18 protein-coding genes are annotated in these 15,204 nt (G+C 58.4%); 16 read left to right on the top strand and 2 right to left on the bottom strand.

Annotation, left to right across the window (positions count from 1 at the left end; translation table 11 throughout):
- Nucleotides 1-72: 72 nt before the first annotated feature.
- The gene (locus tag H586_RS0102010) at nucleotides 73-534 is read right to left on the bottom strand and encodes a hypothetical protein (RefSeq protein WP_011368272.1); all 462 of its coding nucleotides are present in this window, start codon (nucleotides 532-534) and stop codon (nucleotides 73-75) included.
- A gap of 113 nt (nucleotides 535-647) precedes the next feature.
- On the opposite strand from H586_RS0102010, the gene H586_RS0102005 reads away from it, so the two are divergent.
- A complete protein-coding gene (locus tag H586_RS0102005) occupies nucleotides 648-1,532 on the top strand; it encodes a deoxyribonuclease IV (RefSeq protein ID WP_011368271.1) in 885 nt (294 codons plus the stop codon).
- A gap of 109 nt (nucleotides 1,533-1,641) precedes the next feature.
- Here H586_RS0102005 and H586_RS0102000 read toward each other — a convergent pair whose 3' ends face one another.
- On the bottom strand, nucleotides 1,642-2,181 hold the full coding sequence (locus H586_RS0102000; protein WP_027181237.1) for a hypothetical protein: 540 nt from the start codon (nucleotides 2,179-2,181) through the stop codon (nucleotides 1,642-1,644).
- 211 nt (nucleotides 2,182-2,392) lie between these two features.
- On the opposite strand from H586_RS0102000, the gene H586_RS0101995 reads away from it, so the two are divergent.
- From H586_RS0101995 to phoU, 15 genes are all read left to right on the top strand, one after another.
- Nucleotides 2,393-2,779: an Hpt domain-containing protein gene (locus H586_RS0101995; RefSeq protein WP_011368269.1), complete on the top strand. Its 387-nt coding sequence runs from the start codon at nucleotides 2,393-2,395 to the stop codon at nucleotides 2,777-2,779.
- A 73-nt stretch (nucleotides 2,780-2,852) separates the two neighbouring features.
- Nucleotides 2,853-3,542, top strand: a complete 690-nt coding sequence (locus H586_RS17795) for a YajG family lipoprotein (RefSeq protein WP_011368268.1) — start codon at nucleotides 2,853-2,855, stop codon at nucleotides 3,540-3,542.
- Nucleotides 3,543-3,558: 16 nt separating this feature from the next.
- Entirely contained in the window at nucleotides 3,559-4,338 is a 780-nt protein-coding gene (locus H586_RS19810; protein WP_148204146.1) for a FlgO family outer membrane protein, read from the top strand.
- Nucleotides 4,339-4,665: 327 nt separating this feature from the next.
- A complete protein-coding gene (gene rpmH, locus H586_RS20330) occupies nucleotides 4,666-4,800 on the top strand; it encodes a 50S ribosomal protein L34 (RefSeq protein WP_081428123.1) in 135 nt (44 codons plus the stop codon).
- Complete coding sequence (rnpA, locus tag H586_RS0101980; RefSeq protein ID WP_027181235.1) at nucleotides 4,800-5,177, top strand: ribonuclease P protein component; 378 nt, start codon at nucleotides 4,800-4,802, stop codon at nucleotides 5,175-5,177. Before rpmH ends, rnpA begins: the two co-directional genes overlap by 1 nt.
- The gene (gene yidD, locus H586_RS0101975; RefSeq protein WP_011368265.1) at nucleotides 5,174-5,434 is read left to right on the top strand and encodes a membrane protein insertion efficiency factor YidD; all 261 of its coding nucleotides are present in this window, start codon (nucleotides 5,174-5,176) and stop codon (nucleotides 5,432-5,434) included. The genes rnpA and yidD overlap by 4 nt, the downstream gene beginning before the upstream one ends.
- A 6-nt stretch (nucleotides 5,435-5,440) precedes the next feature.
- A complete protein-coding gene (yidC, locus tag H586_RS0101970) occupies nucleotides 5,441-7,051 on the top strand; it encodes a membrane protein insertase YidC (RefSeq protein ID WP_011368264.1) in 1,611 nt (536 codons plus the stop codon).
- Between the two features lie 39 nt (nucleotides 7,052-7,090).
- Complete coding sequence (gene jag, locus H586_RS0101965; protein ID WP_027181234.1) at nucleotides 7,091-8,404, top strand: RNA-binding cell elongation regulator Jag/EloR; 1,314 nt, start codon at nucleotides 7,091-7,093, stop codon at nucleotides 8,402-8,404.
- A 151-nt stretch (nucleotides 8,405-8,555) separates the two neighbouring features.
- Nucleotides 8,556-9,962 carry a tRNA uridine-5-carboxymethylaminomethyl(34) synthesis GTPase MnmE gene (mnmE, locus tag H586_RS0101960; protein WP_027181233.1) on the top strand — a complete coding sequence of 469 codons (1,407 nt, stop codon included), beginning with the start codon at nucleotides 8,556-8,558 and terminating at the stop codon, nucleotides 9,960-9,962.
- A gap of 135 nt (nucleotides 9,963-10,097) precedes the next feature.
- Nucleotides 10,098-10,745: a 4Fe-4S binding protein gene (locus tag H586_RS17785; RefSeq protein WP_051363812.1), complete on the top strand. Its 648-nt coding sequence runs from the start codon at nucleotides 10,098-10,100 to the stop codon at nucleotides 10,743-10,745.
- On the top strand, nucleotides 10,726-12,084 hold the full coding sequence (locus H586_RS0101950; protein ID WP_081701741.1) for a 4Fe-4S binding protein: 1,359 nt from the start codon (nucleotides 10,726-10,728) through the stop codon (nucleotides 12,082-12,084). Before H586_RS17785 ends, H586_RS0101950 begins: the two co-directional genes overlap by 20 nt.
- A gap of 98 nt (nucleotides 12,085-12,182) precedes the next feature.
- A complete protein-coding gene (locus tag H586_RS0101945; RefSeq protein WP_011368259.1) occupies nucleotides 12,183-12,788 on the top strand; it encodes a 3'-5' exonuclease in 606 nt (201 codons plus the stop codon).
- 251 nt (nucleotides 12,789-13,039) lie between these two features.
- Nucleotides 13,040-13,729: a response regulator gene (locus H586_RS0101940; protein WP_011368258.1), complete on the top strand. Its 690-nt coding sequence runs from the start codon at nucleotides 13,040-13,042 to the stop codon at nucleotides 13,727-13,729.
- Nucleotides 13,730-13,748: 19 nt separating this feature from the next.
- Nucleotides 13,749-14,510, top strand: a complete 762-nt coding sequence (gene pstB / locus H586_RS0101935; RefSeq protein ID WP_011368257.1) for a phosphate ABC transporter ATP-binding protein PstB — start codon at nucleotides 13,749-13,751, stop codon at nucleotides 14,508-14,510.
- Nucleotides 14,511-14,522: 12 nt separating this feature from the next.
- Entirely contained in the window at nucleotides 14,523-15,188 is a 666-nt protein-coding gene (phoU, locus tag H586_RS0101930) for a phosphate signaling complex protein PhoU (protein ID WP_027181231.1), read from the top strand.
- Nucleotides 15,189-15,204: the final 16 nt, after the last annotated feature.

The raw sequence follows: 15,204 nt of genomic DNA, 5'->3' as shown, positions 1-15,204 counted from the left end.
CGTCAGCGTTCCTGCGATCCGCGGGGGACGGAGCACAAGAGGTGATGCCGCCGGAGGCTTCGGGGGGCTTGGTCAGATATCTGAAATGCGGGCAAGGTTGCGTTTCTGATAGGTTGAGGTGCGTGAAAGACTGTCAAACAGCTCAAAAGAACGTCTGACCTTGGCGTCGATGTCGGATGTGAGGTACATGCGTCTGGTGACCTGCGGCCGGGTCTGCAGTATGCATCCTTCGGCCGTGGTGATGATCAGCTGAAAGCTGGACATGCCGTCGGCGGGCGACGGCGTGTGAAAGTGGTCGAGCATGATCTTCACATTGCTGATATTGTCCCTGTAGGGCGCAAGGATGCGCTGCAGGTCTTTTCTTTCTTCTTCGGTGAAGTATGCGGACGGCCGGGCTTCATCGGCGTCGGGCAACTGTATGCTTATACGCACCTGCGGTATGCGCAGCGAATATGCAGGCAGGTACAGATAGCTGAAAAATGCGCCTGCTCCGCAAAGCAGAAGCAGAACAAAAACAATGACGGAGGTTTTCATGCCTCCTCCCGTGTCAATTATATTTTGGGCACTGTACTGTGTTCCATACTTTGAGGAAATGAGGGGTTTCCCTCAGTACAGGGTAGGGAAAGTCATATACCCACAGGTGGATTATGGAAACTATATCACGTCAGAACAAGCCGCAACAGCAGTTGATCGGGGCGCATATGTCCGCGGCGGGCGGCGTGCACAAGGCCGTTGAGCGCGCAGAGGCAGCAGGAGCCACAGCGCTGCAGGTGTTTACACGCAACCAGCGTCAGTGGAACGCCCCGCCGCTGGAAGAGCATGACGCAGAGCTGTTTACGGCGGCCGTGCGCCGCTGGGGCGGATATCCGGTATCGTCACATGCATCGTATCTGATAAACCCCGCTGCGGACACGCCGGAAGGGGCTGAGCGCTCGGTGGCGCTGATGGCTGACGAACTGCAGCGTGCGGGCAGACTGGGCATTGAAATGGTTGTGGTGCACCCCGGAGCGCATAAAGGACAGGGAGAAGCAGCCGGTGCCGCGCTGGCGGCGGCGCGTCTGGATGAAGCGCTGGAACGCTGCGGCAGTCCCGCGGTTATGGTGCTGCTGGAAAACACGGCGGGGCAGGGCACCATGCTGGGGGCGTCATTTGCCGGACTGGCGGCTGTCATTGAAGCTTCGCGCATGCCGGAACGCTATGGCATATGCCTTGATACGGCGCATGCATTCGGTGCCGGATATGATCTGCGAGACGCGGCATTATATGATGCTGCCATACGTGAACTGGATGTCTGTGCGGGACTGGACAGGCTGCGGCTGGTGCATGCCAACGACTCGCTGACCGGACTGGGCAGCCGCAGAGACAGGCATACCCACATAGGGCAGGGAGAACTGGGCGAAGCGGCTTTCCGCCTGCTGATGCGTGACGAGCGGCTGCACCATGTGCCCAAGGTGCTTGAAACCCCCAAGGGAAAAGGGCCGGAAGAAGACATGATGAATATGGCTGTGCTCCGGAGGCTTGCCTGCCCCTAGCATGCCGGTGTGCCTGCAGAAAAGGCGGGATGCGCGTAGCGGTGTAAAAAAACGCGCCGCGTGGTGACGCGGCGCGGATGATTTTTTCCGGTGCAGGCGGAGTTTTTGTTCAGCAGCCGTCCTGTCCGGTTTGCGCAACATCCTGTCCGCTGTCTTGTGTCTGCCCGTTCCGTCCGGTGCAGGTGGCGGAGGGGTCTTCGGAAATATCCTGAAATTTAGGCATGATTGTTTTGCTGGCTTCGCGGTAATCTGCCGTGACATGCACTGTGCCTTTTTCCACCCGCACATCGTAATCGACAATGACGCGCCGGTCGCCGGGATACATCAGGTGTTTCTGGCGGATCATTTCTTCAACGATGCCGGTCAGCGAATCCTGCACTTCGGAGGAAAGTCCGTACTGTCCCAGCGAGTTGGCAAGATTTCGCTGCCAGCGGTCTTTTTCCAGAAAAGCGGCGTTCCAGGCAAATACCCCCATGCCGATGGCGTTTTCCGGGCCGTTCAGTTCGTCCTGCACAGCCAGAAGCGGTCTGCAGAATGTATACAGCAGGTCGGAAAAATCACCTTTCTGCGTCATCTGCTGTGCCTTGCGGCTTTTTATCTGTGCGATGCGTTTTTTCAGTTTACGGTCGTTTGCTGTTTTTGCGGCCATGGTCTGCTCCGGTGGGTTTGTGTGCTGCCGTATGCGGCATGACAGAAGCGGCCTATTATGCGCTTTTGCCGCTTGTTGCAACCTCAGGCGGGCTTCCTGTTGATTTGTGGGGGATAACAGTGCATTTTGTGCAAGGATGGCCTTGCATGACGTCTTCCGGCAGCGACCGGATGCCGTGCAGGGCGGGGGCGCAGAAACCGAGGAGGGGCTGATGGCCACAAGACCTATGGAACTGCCGGTTTTTGCACCGGACGAAGCCGCACAGCATCTGGGGCTGCGGCGTGAGGACGTGCTTTATCTGGCAGGCATGTTTTTGCAGGATGTGAAAGCATGGCGCGAAACGCTGGAAACTGTGGCCGTGCAGCCTGATTTGCTGCGGGCTGCGGCTCACCGGCTGAAAGGTGAAGCCGCCAATCTGGGAGCGCAGGCACTGCGGGCGGCTGCCTTTGCACTTGAAAGTGCCATTCTTTCCGGTTCCTGCAGGGTGCAGACCGAAGAATTGCGCCTGGCGCTGCTGGCGGAGCTGGAAGCCTTTGCGCAGGAAATGCATGACGGATGGCAAGGTAAAGAAGCCGGTGTCTCTAAAGTAACGGACTGATTGTGCCGAAACAGAGTATGAGAGTCTTTCTCTGTTCCGCTCTGTTTTCACCGATTACTTTCAGGGTGCCTTCATGCGTAATGTCATTATATTATTTTTCGCCGCGTTCATGCTTGCCGGTTGCGCCGCCTACCGGTCTCAGCTGCCCGTGGCAGCCACGTATCCGGCAACGCCGCAGTACAAGATGCAGTCTGCCGGTCACTGGCAGGTGCTGGCGTCAGACGTGGCCGACAGAATTGAAAAAGCTCTGGGCGACAGGGACGACCTGCTTACGGTGCCGCTGTATCTGCGGTCGCCCGGCAGCCGGCCTTTTGCCGTGGGGTTTTACCGGCTGCTTACTTCCGAACTGGTTTCACGCGGCCTGCAGGTTTCTCTGAACAGGGAAAAAGATAACGTTAACGTGGATTACGCCATGTATGTGGTGCATCATTCGCCGCGGTATCAGCGTCCGCCTGTGGGCACCTTTACAGCCATTGCGGCGGGTGTTTCCGCTGCGCGGGGCCTTGAATCCATATCGGAATGGATTCCCGCAGCCATAGGCGCGGGCATTCTGGCTGATCTGGCATCAGGGGCCGTGGCTCGTCCTTCCGACAACGAGGTGGTCATCAGTGTGAGCATGTCGCACAACAACCGGTATGTGGTGCACACCTCTTCGGTTTATTACATCAACGACCCGGACTGGGAGCTGTATATGGCCCCCGGCGAAAGCGGCACCTTTGTGGAAGAGTACGAGGCGCTGCCGGTACGTGTGGTGAACCGGTAACCGCGGCGGTGTCCGCATGGAGCGACAGACAATGCGTGAGCACGCTATGGTTTTCGGGCAGGAAGGCATGAAGGTATTGACGGCAGCGGTGGCAACCGCTCTGCTGCTGTGCGCGCTGGTGCACAGTCCGGTACGCGCGGCGGTAAACGGTGCCGCCACCAGAATGCCGGAATACAGAGACAGCGCCGCAGGACAGGCAGAGAGTGAATCTTTTCTGACCAGAGCGGATTTTGCCGCAGCGGATGCACTGCACGCGGCGCTGGCGCGGCGTCTCAGTACCCGCAGTCCCGTTCTGGTGGCCTCGCTGGTGGAGCTTAATGACTTCGGGCAGACATCGACATTCGGCAGGCTGGTTTCGCAGCAGGTGGCATCACGCCTGGGCCAGCACGGATACCGCGTCATGGATGTGCGGCTGGGGGCGGAACTGGTTTCGCGCCGGCATGAAGGAGAATTCATGATGACCCGTGAAACTGCAAAAATGCTGGAAACACGGTATGCCGCGCAGGCCGTGCTGTTGGGCAACTATGTGGTTGCACGCGGAGAGGTTTTTGTCTCGCTGCGGGTGCTGCGGCTGGATGACCGTTCCATTGTTGCGGCTCATGAATTTTCGGTGCCCAACACCGGTGCGGTGCGGGCGTTGCTCAGCACGCCGAAGCCCTTTGACAGCGGACTGTGGTCGCGGTATGCGCAGCGGCACAGGGTGTTTGCGCCCGGTGAATCCGCGGTGCCGGAAGTTCCGGTACAGCGGGAAGAAGCAGGTGATACGGTTACCGGCGGGTTCGCCCCGTTCAAGTAGCTTTTCTGCGCCTGTTCAGGCTGCTTTGCAGCGGCTGTGTCCGCCGGCGGGCGGGCGGGCGGGTTGTGTTTTGCGTTCTTTCTGCTTGAATTGCTGCGCAAAACAGCCTAAGAAGATGCGCCGCCCCGTTGCAAGGCTTCGCTCCGGATGCGGGCTTCACCGCCTGCAATCGCGAGGCCGAGGCGGTTCCGGACCGGTTGCCGGCTGCTTGCTTTTTGTGCGGCTGTCGGGCATTATACCCCTTTGGCTTCTCTTGAAAGTAATCCTTGACGCGGGCCCAGCCTTTTTCCTAAGAAGGTCCGTTCATTTTTTTGTAAGGAGTGTCCCATGAAAAGAACGTATCAGCCGAGCAAGATCCGCCGGAAAAGAACTCACGGTTTTCGTGCTCGTTCCAGCAGCCCCAGTGGCCGCGCTATTCTGCGCCGCAGAAGAGCCAAGGGCAGAGCTAAGCTGTCTGCATAGTGCTGGCTCGTCCAAGTCGTTTGACACGGCGGCCTGATTACGTAGCCTGCTACAATACAGGCCGCCGTTACTTTTCTAAGCATTTCATCGTATTTGCCCTTGAACGAGAGGGTGCCGCGCCGGTGTGGCGCTACGGGCTCGCCGTGAGCCGCAAGGTGGGAAACGCTGTCCGCCGCAACAGGACAAAGCGTGTTCTCAGAGAATTTTTCCGCCTTTATCAGGATGATATGCCGGGGGGCATGGACTTAGTTGTTGTGCCCAAGCGCCGCCTCGATCCAAGGCGTGTAACGCTTGATCTTGCCGTGCAGGAGCTGCTGCCCCTGATGCGCGAGATCCGCGACAGCCTGTGCCGCGAGGCTAATGACGGAACGCCATGACCATCGAACTGCGCAAAATCGCGATCCTTCCCATCAGGTTTTATCAGCGTTTCATCTCGCCGCTATTCCCGCCGTCGTGCCGTTTTGTTCCCACCTGTTCCGCATACGCCGCGGAAGCCGTGCTGCGGCACGGCATCATCAAAGGCGGATTTCTTGCCCTCCGGCGCATTCTCCGGTGCAATCCTTTGTGCGCCGGTGGCTATGACCCCGTACCAGAATCCCGACATCAAGACGCGAAACGCGTCAGGAGCTGTTGACGTCTCATGGAAAACAAGCGTCCGATCATTGCCGTTGTGCTCAGCCTTTTTGTTCTCATTGGCTGGTCTTATCTTTCAGAGTTCATGGGCTGGACACCTGCTCCCGCCCCTGTGGAACAAAACGCCACCGCCGTACAGCAGAAGGCTTCCGAGCCTGTAGCGCAGCCGGTGCAGACCGCTTCCGCCCCTGCCGCATCCTCTTTTGCCCCCACCGAAGGGCGCGAGGTAAAAGTGGACACCCCGCTGTACACCGCGGTGTTTCAGAGTCAGGGTGGCGTGCTTAAGCATTTCCGGCTGAAAAAGTATACCGAAAGCATCGAAGAAGGTGCTCCGCTGGTGGAGCTTGTCACGCCGGAAGCCGCCGGAAAGGCCCCCATGGGGCTGCTGCTGAACGGTCAGCCCACGTGGAAGCTGGCCGCATGGCAGTTTGAAGGCGATGACCTGAAGCTGGACGGTTCCGGCAAAGGCGAGCTGGTCTTTGTAGGTGAAATGGACGGTGTGCGGTTTGAAAGAACCCTCAGCTTTGATCCGGAAACCTACCTCATCAGCGAAAAGGTGCGCCTGACCGATACTGCCGGTGTTTCGCGCGACGTGCGTCTGGGCATGACGCTGAGCACGACCAGCCTGAGCCCCGAGGGCGGCGCTTACAACCTGACCCGCATGGCGTGGTATCAGGACGGTTTTCATCAGGAAACATCTGCCGATGATCTGCGCGAAACCGGCGTCAAGGTTGACGAGGGCGTGAACTGGGGCGGCGTGATGTGCAACTATTTCATGGCTGTCATGGCCCCCGCCGAAGGCGCGCTGCCTTTCAAGGGCGTGCTGGAAGGCGGTGTGTACCGTTCCGTGGTGGAAAACAGCTCTCTTTCCATTGCGTCCGGTTCCTCTGCCGAGTTCGGCATCGGCTACTACATTGGTCCCAAGGAAAGCGACAGACTGGCCGCCATGCCTTATCATCTTGATGAGGCTCTCAACTACGGCTGGTTCACCTTCCTTGCTAAACCGCTGGTTTCCGGCCTGAAGTTCTTCTACTCTTATGCCGGCAACTACGGTGTGGCCATCATCATCCTGACCATTCTGGTCAAGCTGCTTTTCTGGCCTCTGTCGCAGAAAAGCTACAAGTCCATGGAGCAGATGAAAAAGCTGCAGCCCATGGTGCAGAAAATCAAAGAAAAATACGGGGACGACCGTCAGCGCATGAATCAGGAAGTCATGGAGCTGTACAAGACCTACAAGGTCAACCCCGCGGGCGGGTGTCTGCCCATGCTGCTTCAGATTCCGGTTTTTCTGGGTCTGTATCAGGGCCTGCTCAACGCCATCGAGCTGCGTCATGCGCCTTTCATCGCGCATCTGCCTTTTACCGACATCGTGTGGCTGGCCGACCTGTCGGCCAAGGACCCCTTCTACATCACCCCCGTTGTGATGGGTGCCACCATGCTGTTGCAGCAGCGGCTCACTCCTGCGCCCGCCGACCCCACTCAGGCGAAGATCATGATGTTCATGCCCGTTGTCTTTACTTTCATGTTCCTCAACTTCCCCGCAGGGCTTGTGGTGTACTGGCTCGTCAACAACGTGCTTTCCATCGGACAGCAGTGGTGGATGCTCCGCAAGTCCTAGGCTTCGCCTGACAACTGCGTTTGACTTCGAGGTGAATAAATGGATGAATTCAAGGAGTTTCAGGGCAAAAGTCTGGACGACGCCATCAGGGAGGCATGCCGCCACTTTGATACCGAACGGGAAAAACTGGAGATTGATATTCTGAATGATGCCAAGTCCGGAATTTTCGGGCTTGTGGGCGCACGCAAAGCGCGCATCAGGGCAAGAAGAATGTCGTTCGACCAGCCCGTGGCCGACAAGCGCGGCCGTTCGACGGGCTTTATGTCGCGGGAGGATTCACAGTCCAGAAAGGATGAATCCGCCAGAAAGGAGCGCGACACCAGAGATACCGCAGGTAAGCAGACGGATAAAAAGCCCCGTCAGGATTCCGCCCCCGCAAAGGCTGAAAAAGACGCCGAACAGGCGCAGCCGGAAAACACCGCACGTCCGGAAACGGAAGAAGGACAGGAGTCCAGACCCCGTTCATCGCGTTCGCGGCGCGGCAGCAGGGGCAGAAAAGAGCAGGGCGCTTCCGGCGGCGCACCTAAAGCCGGTAACGTCCGCAAGGGGCCTGTTTCCGGAAACGGTGAAGCTGAAGAAGCCGCTGCAGGTGCAGCTTTTGCTGCGGCAGCCCCGCAGGCGGAAGAAACAGCAGAACAGTCTGCTGCAGAACCGGCGGAAAAAGATGAAAACGGCCGCAGCCGTTCGCGCAGACGGCGTCCGCGTCCGCGCCGCAAGTCAGGGAGCAGAGGCGACGACGCTTCCCGCGGTCAGGATGAAAACGCCGCCCCGGACGCTGCGCCGGAAGACTTGCTGCCCGAAGGGCTGCAGAACGACGATTTTGATGACAGTCAGAACGGTGACGAAGACAACGGCGATTCTGCCGGCAACGTCAATCTGGCCGATCTGGATCAGGAAAAAGTTCTTTCGCTGGTGCAGACAACCGTTGAAAAACTTATTCTGCCTGTCATCGGAGAGGTGCAGCTTGCCGCACGCATCGACGACAACCGCGTCAAGGTTTCTGTAGACTGCGGTGACAATTCCGGGCTGCTCATCGGGCGCGAAGGTCAGACGCTGGCTTCGTTCCAGTATCTGGTAAACCGCATTGTGGCCAAGGAGCTGGGAACCCCGGTGCGTATCCAGCTGGATACCGGTGACTACCGCGAACGTCAGGACGACAAGCTGCGCGATCTTGCACTGCATCTTGCCGACAGGGCAAAAACGCTGGGCAAACCCCAGTCCACGCGTCCGCTCAGTTCCTATCACCGGCGCATAGTGCACCTTGCACTGCAGGAAGATGGAGAAATCCAGACCCGAAGCAAAGGTGAAGGCCCCATGAAAAGGGTGGTCATCCTGCGCCGGCGCAAAGGCTAACCCGCCGCCAGCCGAAGATATGCGGAGGAAAGTCCACAGGATTTTCCTCCGCTTTTTATGTATAGTCAGCCGGTACGCCCGTGCCGTGCCGCAACGGTTTGTTTCCGGCGTCCATTCAACGCCGGTTCATTTTTTTCAGGAACACAGCATCATGTCACAGCATCACGGAACAGATACCATAGCCGCCGTCGCCACCCCGCTGGGGCAGGGCGGGGTGGGCATCATCCGGCTGAGCGGTCCGCGCAGCCATGCCATACTTACAGCCCTGTTCGACTCCACATCGCCCGGTTTCAGCGGTTTCCGACCGCGGGTGCTGCATCATGGGCGCATTCATGACGGTACGCCGCAGCGCAGGATTCTGGACGATGTGCTGGCGGTGCACATGCCTGCACCGCGTACGTTTACCGGTGAAGATGTGGTGGAAATCAACTGCCATGGCGGGCCTGCCATTCTTGCCGCGGTGCTGGATGCGGTGTTGCGGCAGGGCGCACGGCCCGCGGCGCACGGCGAATTTACCCGACGGGCTTTTCTTAACGGTCGCATGGACCTGACGCAGGCTGAGGCTGTGGCCGAGATGATAGCGGCCCCGGCGGCGGAAGGCGTCCGGCTGGCGCAGGCCCGTCTTGACGGCATGCTTGGCAGACACATAAACGCCCTGCGCGAACGGCTTGAACTGGTACGTGTGCAGTTGTGTGTGGCGGTCGATTTTCCAGAGGATGAAGTGGAATGTCTTGCCCCGGCCGATTTTATGCACGCAGTTGAAGAAACTGCGGATGCTATCCGCAAGCTTATCGGTAACTACGAGCGGGCCCGCTGCTGGCGTGAAGGAGCTCAGGTGGTGCTGGCCGGACAGGTGAATGCCGGCAAATCAAGTCTGCTTAATGCCCTGCTGGGCAGAAAGCGGGCCATAGTGACGGACGTTCCCGGCACCACACGTGATTTTCTGGAAGAAAGCATTACGCTGGACGGGCTGGCCGTGCGTCTGGTTGATACCGCCGGTCTGCGCGAGACAGGCGACATCGTGGAGCAGGAAGGTGTGCGCATGAGCCGTGACCTTGCCGCTCAGGCTGATCTGGTGCTGCTGGTGGTGGATTCCCGTTTGGGCACCGGCCCGCATGAGCAGGAACTTATGGCCGCCATGGAAGCCGGATCTGTACTTGTTGTGCTGAACAAGACCGATGCCGCGACCGAGGATGAACTGGACAGGTGTGTCCGGTCACTTGCCGGTCGCCCTTATGTGGCTGTATCTGCCCGTGAAGGAAAGGGGATGGATTCTCTGGCCGCAGCCGTGCGCGAGATGGTGCTGCGCCGCAGCAACGCGCTGACCGCAGATGCTGCCGCATCGGATATGGCACCCAACCTGCGCCAGACGGAAGCCCTGCGGCGCGCGCTTGAAGAGCTGGAAGCGCTGGCTGCCGATATCGTTTCGGGAGTGCCGTATGACCTTGCGGGAGTCCGCCTTGAGTCTGCCTGCTCGGTTCTTTCAGAAATCACGGGCGAAACCACGCCGGATGATATTCTGAACAGGATTTTTGATTCGTTCTGCATCGGCAAGTGATTCTGCCGCCGTGCAAGCCCGTCCGTGCAGGACGGGCTTTTTTTGTGTGCAGACAATGTGACCTGCATCACAGACAAGGCTCTGCCGGGCGATACACTGCCTGCCTGCCCTGTATAACATCATGATGGAGCTGACATGTCAGAATTAGTGACACAGACTGCGGAAGTGACCGCCTGCCGGGGAGCGCAGGGTAGAAACTGCCGTTTCGGGCTGCATGTGCCCGAAGGATTTACCGCTCAGGTGGACAGAGTGCTTCAGGCATCACCATGGGATGCTTTTTTGCGTAACTCGTTGCGCGGGCCTCTGCGCCGGCACCATGTTTTCCGTGTGGCGGTGTCCGGCTGTCCTAACGGCTGCGCGCGCCCGCATATCGCCGATATGGGATTTATCAGTGTGTGCACGCCCGGCGTGCACGAAAACGTGTGCACGGGGTGCGGGCGCTGTGCCGCGGCATGCCCTGATGACGCCATAGACATGGGCTCCGGCGTACCTGCATTTGACCCGTTGCGGTGCATTGATTGCGGGCAGTGTCTGCTGCGCTGTCCGGAAAAAGCGCTGAGCTGCCGCCGGCAGGGGCTGCGTGTGATTGCGGGCGGCCGGCTGGGACGCAGACCGCGTCTGGCCACACCGCTGCCCGGTGTTTACGATGGCGCATCTGCTCTTGAAATTCTCAGACGCAGTCTTGATTTTTACATGCTGCACTACGAAGCCGGTCTGCGGTTCGGCACATTAGTGGAAAGCAGGCGGCAGGAGTTTGAAGACTATGTCTGCAGGACGCGATGACCTGACGGTCTGCGGCACCGTGACATTGTGGCTGCTGCCTGTGGCACCTTGTCTTGCCGTACTGCTTTTTGCCGCTCACTGGCTGCGCGCCGGTCATATCTGGCTGGCCGCAGCGCTGGCCGCTGCCGCCATGCTGCTGTGGCTGCGCAGTGCCTGGCTGCGTGCTGCAGGGGCGGTGTTGCTGACCGGCGCGGGCTACAGCTGGGCGCATACGGCTTCCCTGCTTGTTCAGGGGCGCATTGCAGACGGTGCGGACTGGGTGCGACCCGCGGTCATCATGGGTGCGGTCATAGCTTTCACCGGCGGGGCCATGCTGCTTCTGCTGGGCAAGGCCGCGGCCCGCCGGTACAGCCGTCACCGGCAGACGGCGGGACTGCAGGTTGCGGCCTGCCTGATGGCTTTTGCGCTGCTGTGGGCGGTACGGCACAGGGCCGCCTCGGTTATGCCGCTGCTGGCCGACCGTTTCTGGCCGGGGGCCGGATGGGTGCAGATGCTGGCGGCTTCGGTATATGCCGCATGGGTTGCCCGTCTGCTGTATGCCCCTGCTTCTTCGCGGGTTGTGCGCCCGCGGATATGGGCGTTGTTTTCTGCGGTGTTTTTCGGTCAGCTGGCGTTGGGACTGCTGGGGGCCGACATGCTGCTTATGACGGGCAATCTGCATCTGCCGGTGCCTGCGCTGATTGTAGCGGCACCGTTATTCAGAGGCGACGGCTTTTTCATGCTGGGGTTGTTCGGTGTTTCGGTATTGCTGCTGGGGCCTGCGTGGTGCAGCCATCTTTGCTATGTGGGGGCGTGGGATGACCGGTGCAGCCGTTTGGCACAGGGGGCTCAGGCGCCGGTATCGCGCAGGGCCCGTGTGCTGTACCGCGGGATGCTTGCCGGTGTTGTGTTCGGCGGTGCGGTGCTGCTGCGCATGGCAGGGGCTTCTTCTTTTACTGCAGCGACGGCGGCGTTTTTTTTCGGACTGTGCAGCGTGGGGGTGATGGTTTATTTCAGCCGCCGGGCCGGGCGTATGGTGCACTGCTCGGTGTGGTGTCCGCTTGGTATGGTGGCGGCTCTGGCGGGCCGGATTTCGCCGTGGCGCATGCGCGTGGGGCAGGGGTGCACGCAGTGCGGCGCATGCATGCGGGTGTGCCGCTATTCCGCCATTACTCCTGCAGCGCTGCAAAGAGGCCGGCCGGAAATTTCGTGCACACTGTGCCGCGACTGTACGGCAGTGTGCCGTCCAGCAGCAATGCAGCTGACTTTGGCAGGCATGCGGCCAGACACGGCACGGGCTGTTTTTTCCGCGGTTGCAGCTTCTTTGCATGCTGTTTTTTTGGTTGTGGCGCGTATGTAGCCGCAGTTTGTGGCATCCGGGGGTTTACGGAAGGGGGGCGCTTCATGTATTAGAACGCCGCCGGCTTCTTCCGGCCACGACTTACCGGACCCTGCTCAATGAAGAATATTCCAGAAAAGTATACAAAAAAATTCAGTAAGGATGAGATCAATTCACTGCCTCTCCGGCGGTATACCGGTCCTGTTACGCTTGTGCGTACAGAAGACGAGCTGGAAGCGGCGCTGCGGGCGCTGCATTCTGAAGAATTGATCGGATTTGACACAGAGACCCGTCCCACGTTCCGCAAGGGCAAGATGAATCTGCCTTCGCTTATCCAGTTTGCGGCGCGGGATATGGTCTATCTTATCCATCTTGGTTGGGTGGCCTTCAGTGAAGGCATACAGGACGTATTGTCGTCTCCGCATATCGTGAAGACCGGTGTTGCGGTGCGTGACGACATCAAGGATTTGAAAAAACTGGCCTGTTTTGAAGACGCCGCAGTGGTCGATCTGGGCGAGGTGGCGCGTGAACTGGGCATGGAAACTCACGGATTGCGTAACCTTGCGGCAAATCTGCTTGAATTTCGCATTTCCAAAGCTGCCCAGTGTTCAAACTGGAGTAATCTGGAACTGTCCAGGCAACAGATAAGTTATGCCGCCACAGATGCCTGGGTAAGCCGCGAAATCCACCTGCGGATGCGCGAACTGGGACTTGTTTCATTTTAACGATATTCTGTTTTCGTACTGCGCACGAAAAACGACAGCCGCTTCGGGTACTCCGGAGCGGCTGTCGTTTTTCATGGCGGGCAGGGCCGGTTGTTTGTTACAACATGTTACCGTCGTGCAAGAATAAAATATTTTTATACAATCATTGCAGTATGCTGCTCCGGCGTAACGTGATTGTAACCATGTGCCCATCAAGTTGTCACTCTGGGATGTTGTAAGGCATTCCGTAACTAACCGGAGGCTTGAACGATATGGCGAAGGATCGCTTGCTCGTCGTCGAGGACGACGGGGATATCCTCCAGCTGCTCACATTTACGCTGGAGTCCGCAGGCTTCGAGGTGTTTTCCGCCATGGACGGAAAAACCGGACTGGAGCTGGCGATGCGTGAGAAACCGGATCTTGTGGTGCTGGACCTGATGTTGCCCGGCATGAGCGGACTTGATGTCTGCAAGGATCTGAAAAGAATGCCTGAAACACAGGAAACGCCCGTTATTATGCTGACGGCGCGGGGCGAAGAGGTAGACCGCATCGTAGGGTTGGAGCTGGGCGCTGATGATTATGTCGTCAAGCCGTTCAGTCCCCGCGAGCTTGTGCTGCGCATCAAGGCGGTGCTTAAGCGCGGGGCGCCGTTTACCGAGCAGGAAGAACGGACCCGCTGGCGGGTGAACGGGCTGAGTCTGGATACCGAAGCCCACCGGGTGGAGATTGACGGCGATGAGGTGACCCTGACCGCCACCGAGTTCAAGCTGCTTTTCGAGCTGGTACGCAACAGGGGACGCGTGCGGACCCGCGACCAGCTGCTGAACACGGTCTGGGGATATGAATTTGAAGGTTATGCCCGCACTGTGGATACCCACGTGCGCAGGCTGCGCCAGAAAATAGGCGACTATGCCGGGTATATCGAAACCATACGCGGCGTTGGGTATCGCTTCAGAGAATAACCGGAGTGACGGTAAGCACATGGCAAGCTTGACAAAGATGCATTCGAAGGGACTGGACTTCTTTTACGGAGATTTTCAGGCCCTGCACGACATCAGTCTGGAATTCAGCAACAATCAGGTGACGGCGCTCATAGGGCCTTCCGGTTGTGGCAAAAGCACGTTCCTGCGCTGTCTTAACAGGATGAATGATCTTATTCCCATTTCGCGGGTCGAGGGTGAGATATGCCTCGATAATGACAATATTTATGATCCGCAGGTTGATGTGGTGGAATTGCGTCGGCGTGTGGGCATGGTGTTTCAGAAACCCAATCCCTTTCCCAAGTCCATTTACGAAAATGTGGCCTACGGTCTGCGGGTGAACGGGGTTAAAGATAAAAACTGTCTTGAAGATAAGGTGGAAGAAAGCCTGCGCCATGCGGCGCTATGGGATGAAGTGAAAGACAGGCTGCATGATTCGGCACTGGGACTTTCCGGCGGGCAGCAGCAGCGGTTGTGTATTGCCCGTGCGCTTGCCGTGGAACCGGAAGTGCTGCTTATGGACGAGCCTGCATCCGCTCTTGATCCCATAGCCACGCAGAAAATCGAAGAGCTTATTCACACGCTCAAGCAGAAGTACACGATAATTATTGTGACCCACAGCATGCAGCAGGCAGCGCGCGTGTCAGATGTGACCGCGTTTTTCTACATGGGCCGTCTCATCGAAACGGGCGACACCGAAGTGATGTTTACGCGGCCCGGCAACAAACAGACCGAAGACTACATAACCGGGCGCTTCGGCTAGCAGGAGCACCTTATGCCCAAGGCAACACATTTTCATCAGGAACTGGCCACTCTGCGCGTCAAGCTGCTTGAGATGGCGGCATATACCCAGCGGAACCTCGAAACTGCCGTCAAGGCGCTTCACCAGCGCGATTATGAGCTGGCGCAGTATGTCATTGATCATGACCGCGATATCAATATGATGGAATGCGAGATTGATGATCTGAGCCTGAAACTGCTTGCGCTGGAACAGCCCATGGCTGTGGACCTGCGGACTGTGGTGGGTATACAGCGGGTCAGCATCAATCTGGAGCGTGTAGGCGATGAAGCCGTGAATATAGCGGAAAAGGCAATGTTTCTGGCATCGCGCCCGCCGTTGCCGTTCAGTGAGAAGCTGACAGAGCTTGCCGATGTGGCGGGAAACATGTTTGCCCATGCGCTGGCGTGTTTCCGTGACAGCAACGTTGAGACGGCTTTTGAAGTGTGCAGGATGGATCTGAAGTGCAACGCGCTGGAGGTCGACCTGCTCAAGGCGCTTATGGATTATATGTCGAAAGAAAGCCCCGCGGTTGAACGGGCTGTGCATACCATTCTTGTTTCGCGTGCGCTGGAACGCGTGGGCGATCTTTCCACCAATATTGCCGAAGCCGTTGTGTTTATTGTGGACGGCCAGAACATCAAGCACCGGTTTTTTGAGTAATCGCAGCCATACAGAC

Source organism: Oleidesulfovibrio alaskensis DSM 16109 (genome assembly GCF_000482745.1).
GTDB classification, from domain to species: Bacteria; Desulfobacterota; Desulfovibrionia; order Desulfovibrionales; family Desulfovibrionaceae; genus Oleidesulfovibrio; species Oleidesulfovibrio alaskensis.
This window is presented reverse-complemented; position numbering and strand designations above follow the sequence as displayed.